This window comes from Rhodococcus huquni, assembly GCF_055231055.1.
The window spans coordinates 70,805-86,219 of the sequence record NZ_JBUYWE010000004.1 but is presented as its reverse complement, the minus strand read 5'-3'; the positions used below and the strand labels follow the sequence as shown (position 1 = coordinate 86,219).

The 15,415-nt window shown below is 64.7% G+C and carries 16 protein-coding genes; 4 read left to right on the top strand and 12 right to left on the bottom strand.

The window, feature by feature from the left end; all coding sequences use genetic code 11:
* The first annotated feature begins 50 nt into the window (after positions 1-50).
* Positions 51-923 (top strand): LuxR C-terminal-related transcriptional regulator, encoded by an 873-nt coding sequence (locus tag ACZI8R_RS09635; protein ID WP_463379376.1) that lies wholly within the window; start codon positions 51-53, stop codon positions 921-923.
* Between the two features lie 7 nt (positions 924-930).
* On the opposite strand, the gene ACZI8R_RS09630 is transcribed toward ACZI8R_RS09635, so the two are convergent.
* From ACZI8R_RS09630 to dxr, 5 genes are all read right to left on the bottom strand, one after another.
* Complete coding sequence (locus tag ACZI8R_RS09630) at positions 931-2,745, bottom strand: penicillin-binding transpeptidase domain-containing protein (RefSeq protein WP_463379375.1); 1,815 nt, start codon at positions 2,743-2,745, stop codon at positions 931-933.
* Between the two features lie 51 nt (positions 2,746-2,796).
* Positions 2,797-3,633: a GNAT family N-acetyltransferase gene (locus tag ACZI8R_RS09625; protein ID WP_463379374.1), complete on the bottom strand. Its 837-nt coding sequence runs from the start codon at positions 3,631-3,633 to the stop codon at positions 2,797-2,799.
* An 81-nt stretch (positions 3,634-3,714) separates the two neighbouring features.
* Entirely contained in the window at positions 3,715-4,872 is a 1,158-nt protein-coding gene (gene ispG / locus ACZI8R_RS09620) for a flavodoxin-dependent (E)-4-hydroxy-3-methylbut-2-enyl-diphosphate synthase (protein ID WP_463379373.1), read from the bottom strand.
* Between the two features lie 40 nt (positions 4,873-4,912).
* Entirely contained in the window at positions 4,913-6,133 is a 1,221-nt protein-coding gene (locus tag ACZI8R_RS09615) for a M50 family metallopeptidase (protein ID WP_463379372.1), read from the bottom strand.
* 6 nt (positions 6,134-6,139) lie between these two features.
* Entirely contained in the window at positions 6,140-7,297 is a 1,158-nt protein-coding gene (gene dxr / locus ACZI8R_RS09610) for a 1-deoxy-D-xylulose-5-phosphate reductoisomerase (RefSeq protein WP_463379371.1), read from the bottom strand.
* 120 nt (positions 7,298-7,417) lie between these two features.
* Between dxr and ACZI8R_RS09605 the strand changes: the two genes are divergently transcribed.
* Positions 7,418-7,690 carry a DUF2631 domain-containing protein gene (locus ACZI8R_RS09605; protein WP_463379370.1) on the top strand — a complete coding sequence of 91 codons (273 nt, stop codon included), beginning with the start codon at positions 7,418-7,420 and terminating at the stop codon, positions 7,688-7,690.
* Positions 7,691-7,698: 8 nt separating this feature from the next.
* On the opposite strand, the gene rlmN is transcribed toward ACZI8R_RS09605, so the two are convergent.
* Entirely contained in the window at positions 7,699-8,808 is a 1,110-nt protein-coding gene (gene rlmN, locus ACZI8R_RS09600; RefSeq protein WP_463379369.1) for a dual-specificity RNA methyltransferase RlmN, read from the bottom strand.
* A gap of 135 nt (positions 8,809-8,943) precedes the next feature.
* Here rlmN and ACZI8R_RS09595 point away from each other — a divergent pair, with 135 nt between their 5' ends.
* Together ACZI8R_RS09595 and ACZI8R_RS09590 are read left to right on the top strand one after the other, a co-directional pair.
* Positions 8,944-9,801: an HpcH/HpaI aldolase/citrate lyase family protein gene (locus tag ACZI8R_RS09595; RefSeq protein WP_463379368.1), complete on the top strand. Its 858-nt coding sequence runs from the start codon at positions 8,944-8,946 to the stop codon at positions 9,799-9,801.
* A 24-nt stretch (positions 9,802-9,825) separates the two neighbouring features.
* Positions 9,826-10,182 carry a LapA family protein gene (locus tag ACZI8R_RS09590; RefSeq protein WP_463379367.1) on the top strand — a complete coding sequence of 119 codons (357 nt, stop codon included), beginning with the start codon at positions 9,826-9,828 and terminating at the stop codon, positions 10,180-10,182.
* Positions 10,183-10,198: 16 nt separating this feature from the next.
* Here ACZI8R_RS09590 and ACZI8R_RS09585 read toward each other — a convergent pair whose 3' ends face one another.
* From ACZI8R_RS09585 to rpsB, 6 genes are all read right to left on the bottom strand, one after another.
* Positions 10,199-10,897 (bottom strand): class I SAM-dependent methyltransferase, encoded by a 699-nt coding sequence (locus ACZI8R_RS09585; RefSeq protein ID WP_463379671.1) that lies wholly within the window; start codon positions 10,895-10,897, stop codon positions 10,199-10,201.
* A gap of 14 nt (positions 10,898-10,911) precedes the next feature.
* Positions 10,912-11,817 (bottom strand): phosphatidate cytidylyltransferase, encoded by a 906-nt coding sequence (locus tag ACZI8R_RS09580; protein WP_463379366.1) that lies wholly within the window; start codon positions 11,815-11,817, stop codon positions 10,912-10,914.
* Positions 11,818-11,878: 61 nt separating this feature from the next.
* Entirely contained in the window at positions 11,879-12,436 is a 558-nt protein-coding gene (gene frr / locus ACZI8R_RS09575) for a ribosome recycling factor (protein ID WP_463379365.1), read from the bottom strand.
* Between the two features lie 81 nt (positions 12,437-12,517).
* Positions 12,518-13,246, bottom strand: coding sequence for a UMP kinase (gene pyrH, locus ACZI8R_RS09570; RefSeq protein WP_463379364.1), 729 nt, complete (start codon positions 13,244-13,246; stop codon positions 12,518-12,520).
* 186 nt (positions 13,247-13,432) lie between these two features.
* Positions 13,433-14,257 carry a translation elongation factor Ts gene (tsf, locus tag ACZI8R_RS09565; RefSeq protein ID WP_463379363.1) on the bottom strand — a complete coding sequence of 275 codons (825 nt, stop codon included), beginning with the start codon at positions 14,255-14,257 and terminating at the stop codon, positions 13,433-13,435.
* Positions 14,258-14,394: 137 nt separating this feature from the next.
* A complete protein-coding gene (rpsB, locus tag ACZI8R_RS09560) occupies positions 14,395-15,276 on the bottom strand; it encodes a 30S ribosomal protein S2 (RefSeq protein WP_463379362.1) in 882 nt (293 codons plus the stop codon).
* Between the last annotated feature and the right edge of the window lie 139 nt (positions 15,277-15,415).

Below are 15,415 nucleotides of genomic sequence, written 5' to 3'. Positions count from 1 at the left end.
CTATGATCTAGCTCACAGACTGCCGTGAATACCCCCGGAAAGGGGTGCGAATGTTCGACCACACCCCGTCAGCAGGTGTCCTGCTGCGGCCTCGCGACTCCGACGCCCTACGTGCCGAGTTACGTGGAGTCGCTGCACGCGCCGGTGTCCCCGTTCTGTTCGGCGGATCCGTCTCCGCCGAAACGCTGCATCTCACCGAGTTCGTCGGCACCAGAACCAACGGCCTCGCCGGCCTGTCGATCCCGCCGAGGTCGGGTCTGGGCGGCCGCGTCCTCGAACACCGGCGGCCGTATGCGGTCAGCGATTACGGCACCTCGACCACGATCACCCACCACTTCGACGGCCCTGTGCAGGGCGAGGGGCTTCGATCCATCCTCGCCGTGCCGGTCGTCGTCAAGGGCAGTTCGCGCGCCGTGCTCTACGCGGCCGCGCGTGACTGCACACCGCTCGGTGATCGCGCGACGGACACCCTCGTCGCGGCATCTCGCAGACTGGGTTCGGAGATCACGATCCGCGACGAAGTGGATCGACGAGTCCGCATGCTGAGCAAGGTGGACACACCGGCGGCAGAAGCCATGTCGACGGAGGAGCTCCGCGACATCCACGCCGACCTGCGCGGAGTGGCGCACGCGGTTGCCGATGAGGCATTGCGGGATCGACTGCGGGCAATCTCGAGTCGTCTCGCCGGAGTTGCGACGGCCGACCCCGAGAAGTCTGCGCCCGAAGCGCCGATCCTGACACCACGCGAACTCGACGTGCTCGCCCAGATCGCCTTGGGTTGCACCAACAACGAAGCAGCGCAGCGCCTCTCCCTCGGGCCCGAGACGGTGAAGAGTTACCTACGCGGCGCGATGCGCAAACTCCGCGCGCACAACCGTCACGAAGCAGTGGTCGCCGCCCGCAAACTGGGACTGCTCCCCTGAGAGACTCTCAGTAGCCTTCGGGCAACGCAGTGAACATGTCGCGAGTGACCGCGACCGCGTTGTCCGAACTGCCGCCGCGCACGACGAGCGTCGCGAACGCGAGATCGCCGCGATAGCCGACGAACCACGCATGCGATCCGCCCTCGACCTCGGCCTCACCGGTCTTGCCGTACACCTCGCCCTGGTCGGCGATCCGCTCCGCCGTGCCGCTCGTGACCACGAGCCGCATCATGCCGCGCAAGCCGTTCACCATCTCGGGGTCGATCTTCGGGTGCTCGCCTTCGATCTTCGTCTCGCGTCCCTTGATCAGCTGCGGAACAGGCGTCGAGCCGTGCGCCACCGTCGCCGCTGCCAACGCCATCCCGAAGGGGCTGACCACCACTCGGCCCTGACCGAAACCGTCTTCCGTGCGCTGCACCATGTCCTTCGCGGGCGGCACCGACCCCGAGTTCGTCGGCAGCCCCACCACCTCGTACTTCGGCCCGATTCCGAATTGCGAAGCCGCGACGTTCAATGCATCCGGCTTCAATTCGCTCGCCAGTTTCGCGAACGACGTGTTGCACGATCGAGCGAAGGCCGTTGCCATCGGCACGTTGCCCAGTGCGAAATGCTCGTAGTTGGGCACACTGCGCTCGCCGATGACGATCTCTCCCGGGCACGGCACCGTGGTGTCCGGTGTTGCGAGGCCGGAGGAGATCGCAGCACCGGCAGTCACGATCTTGAACGTGGAGCCGGGCGGGTACTGACCGGTCAGGGCCACCGGACCGTCACGATCCGCCGCCTTGTTCTGCGCCACCGCCAGCACATCGCCGGTGGAGGGCTGGATCACCACCATCATCGCCTGATCAGGATGAGCGTCCACAGCATTCTGGGCAGCCACCTGTATGGGGCGATCCAGACTGATCGACACGGACGGAACAGGCTCCGGTGGAGTTTCGGTCAACACATCCGTGTCGGCGCCGTTCCGATTCACGGTCACGACGCTCCAACCCGACTTCCCGTCGACGTCGTCGATGATCGTCTTCTTCACCTGCCCGACGAGATCGGGAGCAAAGGTCTGGTCCGTGGCAACCAGATCCGCTTCGTCGGACACCGTGACGCCGGACAGACCGTCGAGCGCGGGGGCGATCTGGTCGTAGTCCTCCTTGCGCAGACGTGTCACCAGGTAGTCGCCCTTGACCCCGGTGGCCGATTCCACGACCGATTGTGGCGTCACGCTCGCGTCGAAGGCTTTGAGCGCCCCGGACAAGGACCTAGCCGTGCCCACGAGATCATCCGACTTGGACGCGTCGAGCTTCACCCGATACACGACTCCGGGTACCAGGACGTCGGAGCCGGCGTGCTCGTTGACCCGCGCGCGTTCGGCGGGCTCGGCCCGAAGGACCATCTTCTGGCGGTCACCGAGCCTCGGGTGCAGATTCGCCGAACTCCAACGGACCGCCCAATCGCCGCCGCGCCGGCCCATCTGAAGTTCACCGGTGTACGTCCACACGCGGTCCTTCGGGAGGTGCCATTCGTAGCTGTAGCCGACCTTCGCAGTGTCGCCCCTGATGTCGACGTCGGTTGTCTCGGCCTCCAGCGAGATCGCCTGCAGTGACTTCCACGCTTCGTCCATGGCCGGCGCGGCGTCTTCCGGGCGATCGGACAGTTCGGCAGCTGTGGCCGTGTCGTGCTCTGCGAACGCTGACAGGAAATCCTGGGCGGCCGGCTGCGGACCGTCGGGGCGCGGAGTACACGCCACCAGCCCCGCTGCGACAGCGACTGCACCGAACAGGGCAACAGACCTGGTCAGGCAAGGGCGCGACGCACGAAGGGGCTTCATCGTCGCCAATACTAGGGCGGTCCGTTCCCGTTCCAGGTGAGGCGCGGCGCGTCAGTCGAGGAGAATTGTCGCGAATGTCCCGACTTGCTCGAATCCGATGCGCGCGTACGTTCTTCGCGCTGCGCCGTTGAAGCTGTTGACGTAGAGGCTCGCTGTCCGCCCGTCGGCGAGAATGGATTCGGCCACGGTTGCGGTACCGGCAGCTCCCAGGCCACGGCCGCGATGCGACGGCGCGACCCACACGCCCTGGATCTGCCCGACCCGAGACGACACGGAACCGACCTCCGCCTTGAAGACGACTTCACCGTCTTCGAATCGCGCCCACGCCCGCCCCGAGGAGATCAGATTGGCGACGCGGCGCTGATAGCTACGTCCGCCGTCGTTCACTCGTGGGTCGATGCCGACCTCTTCGATGAACATGGCGACTGCCGCGGGCAGGTACTGTTCGAGTTCGTGCATACGCACCCTGCGCACCGAAGGGTCGGGCCGACAGGTCGCTGGACCACCGAGAGCAAGCAGCGGCTGTTCCGAACGCACCTCGCGGGCGGGGCCCCAGTCCAATTCCAGCATCTCCCACAGCGGCAGGGTCAGCTCCGCCCGGCCGACGAGCGAGGAACACATGCGCGGACCTCGGCACGCCCGATCGGCGAATGCACGCAGGTCATCGAGATCCCCCCGCAGCGGGACGAGGTTGGCGCCCGCGTAGCAGAGCGACTCGACCGGACCACCACGGCTCCACAGCTCCCCGTGAATCATTCTGGGGTCGAGGCCCGACTTCTCCACGCGGGACGCAACCATGCACGCAGCAACAGGGTCGGCGTCGAGAACGCTGAGTACCTGCGCAACGTCCCTGCCACCCAATTGTCTGGCACCCAGGAGCTTGAGCATCTGCCCACCTTGTCGGCTAGTGGTCGTGCCACCACATTGCCACGAACCTGCCCCGAGTGGGCAAGTTTCTGTACGCGATCGTCAGCTGACCGTGACCACCGGCGATCCGTCGGAATTCTCGCCTTCCATTTCTTCGGCGATACGCATGGCTTCTTCGATCAACGTCTCGACGATCTGAGCTTCCGGCACGGTCTTGATGACCTTGCCCTTCACGAAGATCTGACCCTTACCGTTTCCGGAAGCGACACCGAGATCGGCATCGCGTGCTTCGCCTGGTCCGTTGACGACGCAGCCCATGACGGCGACGCGAAGCGGGATCTCCATACCCTCGAGACCTGCGGTGACCTCGTCCGCAAGCGTGTAGACGTCGACCTGAGCACGGCCACAGGACGGGCAGGACACGATCTCGAGCTTGCGAGGACGCAGGTTGAGCGACTGCAATATCTGCGTGCCCACCTTGATCTCTTCAGCAGGCGGCGCGGACAACGACACGCGAATGGTGTCGCCGATACCTTCCGAGAGCAGCGCGCCGAACGCGACCGAAGACTTGATTGTGCCCTGGAATGCCGGCCCCGCCTCGGTAACGCCGAGGTGCAGGGGGTAATCGCACTGTGCAGCAAGTTGCTTGTACGCCTCGACCATCACGACAGGGTCGTTGTGCTTCACGGAGATCTTGATATCCCCGAAGCCGAACTCCTCGAACAGTCCGGCCTCCCACAACGCCGACTCGACGAGTGCCTCCGGGGTGGCCTTGCCGTACTTCTGCATGAGCCGTGGATCGAGCGAACCCGCATTCACACCGATGCGGATCGGGATGTTCGCGTCACCTGCCGCCTTGGCGACCTCTTTCACCCGGCCGTCGAACTCCCGAATGTTTCCTGGGTTCACTCGCACGGCGGCGCAACCTGCATCGATGGCAGCGAAAATGTAGCGCGGCTGGAAGTGGATGTCCGCGATGACGGGAATCTGACTCTTCTTCGCGATGATCGCCAGAGCATCGGCGTCTTCCTGCCGAGGGCAGGCGACGCGCACGATGTCGCAACCGGACGCCGTCAGCTCTGCGATCTGCTGCAGTGTGGCGTTCACGTCGTGGGTCTTGGTGGTACACATCGACTGCACCGACACCGGGCTGTCGCTGCCCACACCGACCGACCCGACCTGGAGCTGTCGAGTCTTACGGCGAGGCGCGAGAACCGCGGCCGGGCCTTCGGGCATACCCAATCCGATGGGGCTGGTCACGAGGATGCCTTCTTTCGTAGCTTCGATTCGAGTCTAACGATCACTGGAAGAGCTTGATGGGGTTGACGATGTCCGCGGTGAGTGTCAGCAACATGTACGCACCACCGATGACGATGAACACATAGGTCACGGGCAGAAGTTTCATGTAGTCGACCGGGGCGCCCTTCGGCAGGCCCTTCAACTTCCGGAACCAGTTTCTGATGTGTTCGTAGATGGTCACCGCCATGTGCCCACCGTCGAGTGGGAGCAGGGGCAGCAGGTTGAAGATCGCCAGGAAGAAGTTGAGGCTCGCGAGAAGTAACACGAATGCTTCCCAGATTCCCTGCTCGGCGATCTCACCGCCCAGCACGCTCGCGCCGTAGACGCTGACCGGCGTTTCGGGGTCACGCTCACCACCCGTGACCGCATGCCACAGGTCCACGGCCTTCTCGGGCATCTGGATCAGGCGCTCGACGGTCATGGTGAACATGTCTCCGGCAAAGCCGAAGCTCGCGGGCACCGCGCTCAGAGCCGAGTGCTCCACCACGTTGGGCGGGGCCACGATCCCGATGGCACCCACCGTGTCCATTCGAGGCTCCGGGTCGGCTGCGTCCTGCACCCATCGCTCGGCCTGTTCGACCAGCACGGTGACCGTAAGTTCCTCACCGTCCCGATCGACAGTGAAATCGTGCGGTCCACTCAGCGCGCGCGTCTTCTCCGCCACCTCGGCGAAAGTCGATGCTTCCTGACCGTCGACCGCCACGATGGTGTCGCCGGCCCGGATACCTGCTTGTTCTGCCGGCCCCGCTCCACTGCATTCCGACAGTGCGAAATCGGGTCCGCCGCCCTGCGTCGGCGACACGCATGCCAAGGAACCGACCACCGCTGTCGTCGGCTTGTTCAGATTCGGAAGACCCCAACCCACTGCAAGCACGTAGATGAGGACGAGGCCGAGCAGGAGGTTCATCGTGATGCCGCCCAACATGACGACGAGTCGCCGCCAGGTGGCCTTCTTGTACATCGCGCGGTCTTCTTCGTCCGGCGCGAGCTCGTCGATGGCGGTCATGCCTGCGATGTCGCAGAACCCGCCGAGCGGAAGTGCCTTCAGTCCGTATTCGGTTTCACCGCGCCGGAAGGAGAAGATCTTGGGGCCGAAGCCGATGAAGTATCTCCGCACCTTCATCCCGGTCGCTTGCGCCACCCACATGTGGCCGGCTTCGTGCAGCGCGATGGACAGCGCGATACCGAGGGCGAAAAGGACAACGCCCACTGCGAATATCATGCAGTTCTAGCCTTCCTGATTCACGAGCTGACGCGCCCGCGTGCGTGCCCAGCCGTCGGCGGCGAGTACATCGTCCACGGTAGCGGGTGTCGCGGACCACTCGTCCGCGTCACCGAGTACCGACTCGACTGTGCGAACGATGTCCGGGAACCGAACGACTCCGTCGAGGAACGCCTGCGCCGCCACCTCGTTTGCCGCGTTGTAGACGGCAGTGAGCGCTCCCCCTGCCTTTCCGGCGGACCGCGCGAGATCCACGGCAGGAAACACCGAAGTGTCGAGCGGCTCGAACTCCCAGGTGGCTGCGGCAGTGAAGTCGCAGGCCGAAGCCGCACCGGGTACCCGATCGGGCCATCCCAGCGCCAGCGCGATCGGCAGCTTCATATCGGGCGGGCTGGCCTGCGCCAACGTCGACCCGTCCGTGAACGTCACCATGGAGTGCACGATCGACTGCGGATGGACCGTGACGTCGATCCGGTCGTAGTCGACATCGAACAGCAGGTGGGTTTCGATGAGTTCGAGGCCCTTGTTCACCAAGGTCGCCGAGTTGAGCGTGTTCATCGGTCCCATCGACCAGGTGGGATGCGCGCCCGCCTGCTCCGGTGTCACCGACTCCAGTTGCTGCGCCGACCACCCTCGGAACGGTCCGCCCGACGCAGTGAGCACCAGCCGATCCACTTCGCCGGCCGAGCCGCCGCGCAGGCACTGGGCCAGCGCCGAGTGCTCCGAATCGACGGGGACGATCTGTCCGGGTGCGGCCGCTGCGGTCACCAGTGCGCCGCCGGCGACCAACGACTCCTTGTTGGCCAGTGCCAACCGGGCCCCCGACTTCAAGGCTGCGAGAGTGGGCGCGAGTCCGAGCGATCCGACGAGCGCATTGAGCACGACGTCCGCTTCGGTCGTGCGCACAAGTTCTGTGACGGCGTCGGGGCCGGTCAGGACGCCCGGGTGATCGAGCGACTCGGCCGCGACGGGATCGGCGACCGCGACGGCGTCCACGCCCGTCTCACGAATCTGTCGACGCAGCAGGTCGATGTTTCCGCCGCCGGCGGCGAGACCGACCACGACGAACTCGTCGGGGTTGGCTGCGACGACCTCGAGCGCCTGCGTACCTATCGAACCGGTGCTTCCGAGCAGGAGTACCCGGGTGGGCTTGTTTGCATGCACCGGACCATTGTTCCTGATTCCACCTGAGAGCACCCTGATGGATGGCCCCACTACATACGACGGCCGGTCGTATGCCACGATATGAAGTCAGTGACACTCGAACTAGCAGGAGGATCGACCGTGGCCGATACCGAGTTGGACAAGGTTTCCAGCGAACCCGTCGTGGCGGTCTCGAATGTCGATACAGCCGAGGTTCCCTCTGCAGAGTGGGGATGGAGCGGCGAGTCGCTCAAGACGTTCCGCGTCTTCGGGTGGCTCTTCGCAGCATTCCTGGTAGCGATGATCATCGGTAACCACGAGGGCCGTGTCGAGGACTGGTACCTCATCGGATTCGCCGCCCTCATGGTGATCATGCTCGTCCGCGACGCCGTTCTGCGCCGCAAGCCGCGCTAGTTCGACCGTCAGTTCTCCGCGGCGAGCTGCCCGCACGCCGCCGCGATCTCCTGACCGCGGGTGTCGCGCACGGTGCACGACACACCCTGTGCGATCACCCTGCGAACGAACTCCTTCTCGACCGGCTTCGGGCTGGCATCCCATTCGCTGCCCGGAGTCGGATTGAGCGGAATCAGATTCACGTGCACGAGCGCACCGAGCGCCTTGCGCAGCTTCTTCCCCAGTAGATCCGCGCGCCAAGGCTGATCGTTCACATCACGGATCAGCGCGTATTCGATCGACACCCGCCGGCCCGTGCTGTCCGCGTAGTACCTCGCCGCGTCGAGCACCTCTGCCACCGACCACCGGTTGTTGACGGGCACCAGGGTGTCACGCAGTTCGTCGTCGGGGGTGTGCAGCGACACCGCTAGAGTGACGTTCAGTCCCTCGTCCGCGAGCTTCCGGATCGCCGGAGCCAGACCGACCGTCGACACCGTCACCGATCGCTGGGACAGACCCAACCCGTCCGGGGCGGGTGAGATGATCCGACGGACCGCCGCAACCACGCGCTTGTAGTTCGCGAGTGGTTCGCCCATCCCCATGAACACGACGTTGGAAAGACGACCTGGCCCGCCTTCCATTTCGCCGTCACGCAGCGCCGCCGCCGCCGCACGCACCTGATCCACGATCTCGGCGGTCGACAGGTTCCGTTGCAGGCCCGCCTGACCGGTCGCGCAGAACGGGCACGCCATGCCGCAACCGGCCTGACTCGAGATGCACAGGGTGGCACGCTCGGGGTACCGCATCAGAACGCTCTCCAGGAGAGTTCCGTCGCCCGCCTTCCACAGCGTCTTACGAGTCTCTCCCCCGTCACACGCCAGGTGCTTCAACGGCGTGAGAAGCTGCGGAAACAGCGCGGACCCAACTTTTTCACGAACAGACGCAGGTAGATCTGTCATCTTGTCCGCGTCGGCCTCGAGCCTCCCGTAGTACTGGCGCGCGAGTTGGTCGGCACGAAAACCGGGCAGACCCAGTTCCTCGACCGCAGCACGCCGCTCTGCCGAATCGAGGTCGGCGAGGTGCCGCGGAGGCATCCCACGACGGGGCGCATTGAACACGAGAGGGAGAGAAACAGCCATAGTGCGCTCCATTCTCCCACTGCTGTCCAATCGGACCCAATTTCGAAATGAACATTAGTTACGCAAGTAGAAGCGGACGTCGAAACAGCGGACAATCGATGTCGTGTACATCACTGGGACGGTGCAATTGTGAACATGGATACTGACTTCGATCTGGACGAGGCCTTGGGATCGCGCGTGTCCGCCGAGTACGCGCGGTCGTGGCAATTGGTGCCGGGTGGGCGACCGGACGTGTTCGAAGACGCCCATCGCGGGTCGGCCGACGCGCTGATTCTCGATCTGGAGGATGCCGTCCCGCCGGGCCGCAAGTCCGCGGCCCGCGCCGATGTCGTGGCCTGGATCTGCGAGAACCGTCGTGCGTGGGTTCGGATCAACGACGCCACCACTGCGCATTGGGATCGGGACCTCGCTGCGATCGACGACCTTCCGGGACTCGAAGGGGTCATGTTGGCGAAGGTGGAGAGCGGTATGCAGATCGATGCCACCGCAGAGCGGCTACCCGCCGGCACAAGAGTGATCGCTCTCCTCGAATCCGCCGTCGGACTGGAGGCAGCGCCAGAGATCGCCCGCGCGGATGCCACCTTCCGACTTGCCTTCGGCAGCGGCGACTTTCGTCGGGACACCGGCATGGACGACTCTCCCCTGGCGATGGCGTATCCACGATCGCGTCTGACCATCGCGAGCCGGGCCGCTCGGATAGCACCGCCGATCGATGGGCCGACGCTCGGCTACGATTCCGAGGCGCTTCACCGTGCGTCGCTGCTGACACTGTCGATGGGGATGACCGGAAAGCTGTGCATGACCACGGCACAAACCGGTCCGGTCAACAGGGCGCTCAGCCCCTCGGCGGCCGATGCAGGATGGGCGAGATCGGTGATCGCCGATCTCGGCATCGACGGTTCGCGCGTTCGCGACGGCAGCGACCTGCCCAAACTCGCCAAGGCGAAGAAGATCGACGCACTCGCGAAGCTGTTCCATATCCAGGCGGAATGAGCACGCGAGTGCCAAGATCGAATCATGTCGACAACACCGGATGATTCGTCACCCCTGGAGCCGCGCCACGGCCACGACTCCGGCGAGGACCGATACCCCGAGACGGGAGCAACCGGTACCGCCACGACGGACTCGATCGCGCACACGCGTGCAGCGGCCACCTGGACCGGGCTGGTGATCGGGATCCTCGTGTTGATCCTTCTGCTGATCTTCATCCTGCAGAATCTGGACAGCTCGACACTGCACCTCTTCGCGTGGGACTTCACCCTTCCGCTCGGCGTGACAATCCTGTTGGCGGCAATCGCGGGCGCAGTCGTGATGGCCCTCGCCGGCGGAATCCGGATCCTCCAGATCAGGCGCGCCGCGAAACGCGGTCTCTGACGACCCGCACGTCCGATCAGGTCACCAACCCGACCGGCTTCGTCCTGGTGTGCAGTCGATACCGGACGTCCAGGGCGAGGCCCGGAGTCTGCTCGAACGCCTTCGCGGCCGTCCGCTTCGTGAACTCGATGCCGAGCACGCCGCGCAGTGACTCACGGTCCTGAAACTCCCACCGGGTGTCGACGCGCAGCAGGTCGAAGCCCTGGGCCTCGAAGAACTTCTCCACCAGGGCCGGGTCGTACTGCGGCAGATCCGACCGCATCCATTGTCCGTACGTGCCCGCCGTCGCATCGAGGTCGATCACGGCTAGGACTCCGCCCGGCTCGAGGACTCTCATCGCCTCGGCGATCCCCGCCCCGCACCCCGGGCCGAAGAAGTAAGCCGTCCGCGCATGAACGAGATGCGCCACGCCGTCGGTGACCGGTATGGACTCGGCCCTACCCTCGCGTACTTCGACGTTCTCGAGTTCCCGCGTCCGGTGCCGGGCCGCCGCCACCAACGGGCGATGAGGTTCGACACCGATCACCGACGAAGCCGTTTCGGCAAACATCGGTAGGTGGAACCCGCTCCCGCAACCGAGGTCTACGACGAGTCCGTCCGACCAGTCGGCCACGTCGGACAAAGTTCGGTACACGGAGCCGTCCGCGTCCTGGGCGCGATTCTCGATCTCGTACAGCTCCGGCCAGTGCCAGATGTTCGGGCTCGGAATCGTCACACCGGCAGGGAGGCTCACACCAAGAGCGTCAGGATCAGCCACGTGACCACGGCGGAGGGCAGCAGCGAGTCGAGACGATCCATGATGCCGCCGTGCCCGGGCAAGAGGGTTCCCATGTCCTTGATTCCCAGTTCGCGCTTGATCTGCGATTCGATCAGATCACCGAGCGTGGCGACGACGACGAGCACCACACCCAACACGAGGCCGATCAACGGATTCTCGTCGAGGATCAGCGTCACCGTAGCGATGCTGCCGATGACACAGAACAACAGCGAACCGCCGAAGCCCTCCCAGGACTTCTTCGGACTGATGCGCGGCACCATCGGATGCTTGCCGAACAGCACCCCCGCCGCGTAACCGCCGATATCGGAGCACGCGACACCGATCATCAGGCACAGCACTCGTCCGGCGCCGTCCTCCTGCAGGACCATCAGGACGGCAAACGAGGCGAAGAGCGGAATCCAGGCGGCAACGAAGGTCGTCACTGCCGTGTCGGGGAGGAAGTTTCGCGGGGTCGCGCTCAACCCGTGGTCGAACAGTCGCCAGATCATGCATACGAGAACGGTGCCCGCGAACGCCGCCAGAACCCCTTGGACACCGAAGGGCCACCCCAGCCACAGGATCGCCTGGCCGCCGGCGATCAGAGGAACTCGCGGAACCCGAATATCGGCCTCACGTAGGCGTTTCGCCACTTCCCATGTTGCGACGGCCATCGCGACCGCGACGACACCGATCCAGACGAGTGGTACGTAGGCAAGGATGAGGATCAGCGAGACGCCGAGCGCAAGCCCCACACCGATGGCGGCTGGAAGATTGCGGCCGGCCTTCGACTTCGGAGCACTGCCGGGATCAGCGTCTGCCGCCGACGGCTCGCCCGATGCAGGTCCACCGGGTGTCCCTCGTTCTGCTGGCACGGTCACTGTCTCCCGTTCCGCCCCTCGTATCGATGTCGAACTGCCGTGTGTAGTGCCCACAGGACACTCACACCTCCATCAGTTCGGCTTCCTTGTGCTTGAACAGCTCGTCGATCTGAGCAACGTATCGCGCTGTGGTCTTGTCCAGTTCTTTCTCCGCGCGACCGACCTCGTCCTCACCCGCGTCGCCGTCCTTCTGAATGCGCGCCAGCTGCTCCATCGCTTTGCGCCGGACGTTACGCACCGACACCTTGCCGTCCTCGCCCTTGGCCTTGGCCTGCTTGGCCAATTCCTTGCGGCGCTCCTCCGTGAGCTGAGGAACCGAGATACGGATCAAGCTTCCGTCGTTGGTCGGATTCACACCGAGATCCGAGTTGCGGATCGCCGTCTCGATGGCGCCCAGCTGTGCCGCGTCGTACGGCTTCACCACCACAAGGCGCGCCTCCGGCACGTTGATGCTGGCGAGCTGCGTGATCGGAGTCATCGAACCGTAGTACTCGATGACGATGCGAGAGAACATGCCCGGGTTGGCGCGACCCGTGCGGATCGAACCGAGGTCGTCCTTCGCCACCGTGACAGCTTTTTCCATCTTCTCTTCTGCTTCGAAGAGAGCTTCATCAATCACGGCATGTCCTCCATGTTCGTTCTGCTTCGGTGTCGTTGCTCTGATTCTGCACGTCGGCGTCGCCGCCCAAGTCAGGCCCGCTCAGGACTTGACCAGTGTTCCGATCTTCTCACCGGCCACCGCGCGGGCGATATTGCCCTCGGTGAGCAGATTGAACACCATCATCGGCATCTTGTTGTCCATACACAGACTGAAAGCTGTCGCGTCGGCAACCTGAAGTCCGCGCTCGATCACCTCGCGGTGCGTGATCTGGTCGAACATGGTCGCGTCCGGATCGAGGCGCGGATCGGCGGAGTAGACACCGTCGACACCCTTCGCCATCAGAACGACCTCGGCACCGACCTCGAGCGCGCGCTGTGCAGCCGTCGTGTCGGTCGAGAAGTAGGGCATGCCCATGCCGGCACCGAAGATGACGATGCGACCCTTTTCGAGGTGCCGCTGGGCACGCAGTGGAATGTAGGGCTCGGCGACCTGACCCATCGTTATCGCGGTCTGGACGCGAGTGTCGATTCCCTGCTTCTCCAGGAAGTCCTGCAGTGCAAGCGAATTCATGACCGTCCCGAGCATTCCCATGTAGTCGGACCGGGCGCGATCGAGCCCGCGCTGCTGCAGTTCGGCACCACGGAAGAAGTTTCCACCACCGATGACGACGGCAACTTGGACGCCGGAGCGTGCTACGCCGGCGATCTGTTCGGCCACCTTCGTCACGACGTCAGGGTCCAGACCGACCCTGCCGCCACCGAACATCTCGCCACCGAGTTTCAGAAGGACACGGCGGAAGCCTGGACGTTCGTTGGCTGCTTCGGACATTGTTCTCCTCGGTTCTTCCGTCACGCTCGTTCGATCTCATCGGCTGTCTACCCAGCCGCCGCGGCTCGTACCAGCCGCGGATTCACTTCCGATCCTGCCTCATCGGTACCGCTCCGTGGCATACGTTGGCCCCGCCGGTTCGAGTGCGAACTCTCGGCCGACGGGGCCACACGTCCCACGAATCGATCAGGAGGCGCCGACCTCGAAGCGCACGAACCGCTTCACGGTCACGCCTGCCTCGTCGAGGATCGCCTTGACCGACTTCTTGGAGTCCTGCACCGAGGACTGCTCGGTCAGCACGACATCCTTGAAGTAGCCGTTGACGCGGCCTTCGATGATCTTCGGCAGAGCCTGCTCGGGCTTGCCTTCTGCGCGCGCGGTCTCCTCGGCGATGTGCCGCTCGTTGGCGACGATCTCCTCGGGCACCTCGTCGCGAGTGACGTACTTCGCCTTGAGCGCGGCGACCTGCATCGCAGCATTGCGGGCAGCCTCGGCAGCCGCGTCACCCTCGCCGCTGTACTCGACGAGAACGCCGACGGCGGGCGGCAGGTCTGCGCTGCGCTTGTGCAGGTAGACGGCAACCGGGCCGTCGAAGGAGGCGATCTTGCTCAGTTCGAGCTTCTCGCCGATCTTCGCGGACTGCTCCTGCACGACCGCGTCGACGGTCTTGCCGTCGAGCTCGAGCGCCTTCAGCGCGTCGATGTCGGCAGGCTTCGCCTCGGCGGCAACTGCCACGATCGACTCGGCGACCTTCAGGAACTCCGCGTTCTTCGCGACGAAGTCGGTCTCGCAGTTGATCTCGAGTAGGACGCCGTCCTTGGCGACGACCAGGCCCTCGGCGGTGGTGCGCTCGGCACGCTTACCCACATCCTTGGCACCCTTGATGCGCAGCTGCTCGACAGCCTTGTCGAAGTCCCCGTCGGCCTCGGCCAGCGCGTTCTTGCATGCCATCATCCCGGAGCCGGTGAGCTCACGGAGCCGCTTGACGTCAGCGGCGGTGTAGTTCGCCATTGTGAGCGAGCCTCCTCATTGTGTAATGGGTCGTACGTCGAGGTGTCTGTCACGACGTACGTCAGGGTAGTACGTGAAGAAGACGGTGAAACGGCCCTGACCAAAGACTTTCTTGGTCAGGGCCGTTGTCGTCCGAATCAGGCCTCGGTGGAGGGGGCCTCTGTGGCCGGTGCGGCCTCAGCTGCCGGTGCCTCTGCTACCTCGGCTGCCGGTGCCTCTGCTGCCGGTGCCTCAGCGGCGGGGGTGGCCTGCGAAAGCAGCTCCTGCTCCCACTCGGCGAGGGGCTCGCCGGCGCCGGCCTCGGGCTTGGCATCCTTGTCGGCGCTCTGTCCGGCACGTGCCTGCACGCCCTCGGCAACCGCGGAAGCGACGACCTTGGTCAGCAGTGCGGCCGAACGGATGGCGTCGTCGTTGCCCGGGATCGGGTAGTCGACGAGGTCGGGATCGCAGTTGGTGTCCAGGATCGCGATGACCGGGATGTTCAGCTTGCGAGCCTCGGCAACCGCCAGGTGCTCCTTGTTGGTGTCGACGACCCACACGGCCGACGGAACCTTGGCCATGTCGCGGATACCACCGAGAGTGCGGTCCAGCTTGGTCATCTCACGCGTGAGCATGAGGATTTCCTTCTTGGTGCGACCCTCGAAGCCACCGGTCTGCTCCATCGCCTCGAGCTCCTTGAGGCGGAGCAGGCGCTTGTGGACGGTGGTGAAGTTGGTGAGCATGCCGCCGAGCCAACGCTGGTTGACGTAGGGCATCCCGACGCGAGTCGCCTCGCCCGCGATGGACTCCTGCGCCTGCTTCTTGGTACCGACGAAGAGGATGGTGCCGCCGTGAGCGACGGTCTCCTTGACGAATTCGTACGCCTTGTCGATGTACGTCAGCGTCTGCTGCAGGTCGATGATGTAGATGCCGTTGCGATCGGTGAAGATGAAACGCTTCATCTTCGGGTTCCAACGACGGGTCTGGTGACCGAAGTGCGTGCCGCTGTCGAGCAGCTGCTTCATTGTTACGACAGCCATGGCTGTGTATCTCTCTTTCAATTGCCGGTTCACGCGGAGTGTCGGTGACGCTCCGCCCTGGCGCCCGCAGGACTTCGGACTCGCACTCTGGGTGCGAGACCAGCCGAAGGCCGTAGATCATGCGCGGGCGCGCGAAGTC

Coding starts and splice junctions, on each gene's coding strand:
- rlmN (WP_463379369.1), bottom strand. CDS start 8,808: ATGGCTGTTTCTCTCCCTCTCGTGTTCAATGCGCCCCGTCGTGGGATG.
- tsf (WP_463379363.1), bottom strand. CDS start 14,257: ATGGCGAACTACACCGCCGCTGACGTCAAGCGGCTCCGTGAGCTCACC.
- pyrH (WP_463379364.1), bottom strand. CDS start 13,246: ATGTCCGAAGCAGCCAACGAACGTCCAGGCTTCCGCCGTGTCCTTCTG.
- ACZI8R_RS09625 (WP_463379374.1), bottom strand. CDS start 3,633: ATGCTCAAGCTCCTGGGTGCCAGACAATTGGGTGGCAGGGACGTTGCG.
- ACZI8R_RS09595 (WP_463379368.1), top strand. CDS start 8,944: ATGGATACTGACTTCGATCTGGACGAGGCCTTGGGATCGCGCGTGTCC.
- ACZI8R_RS09615 (WP_463379372.1), bottom strand. CDS start 6,133: ATGATATTCGCAGTGGGCGTTGTCCTTTTCGCCCTCGGTATCGCGCTG.
- ACZI8R_RS09635 (WP_463379376.1), top strand. CDS start 51: ATGTTCGACCACACCCCGTCAGCAGGTGTCCTGCTGCGGCCTCGCGAC.
- ACZI8R_RS09630 (WP_463379375.1), bottom strand. CDS start 2,745: ATGAAGCCCCTTCGTGCGTCGCGCCCTTGCCTGACCAGGTCTGTTGCC.
- rpsB (WP_463379362.1), bottom strand. CDS start 15,276: ATGGCTGTCGTAACAATGAAGCAGCTGCTCGACAGCGGCACGCACTTC.
- ACZI8R_RS09590 (WP_463379367.1), top strand. CDS start 9,826: ATGTCGACAACACCGGATGATTCGTCACCCCTGGAGCCGCGCCACGGC.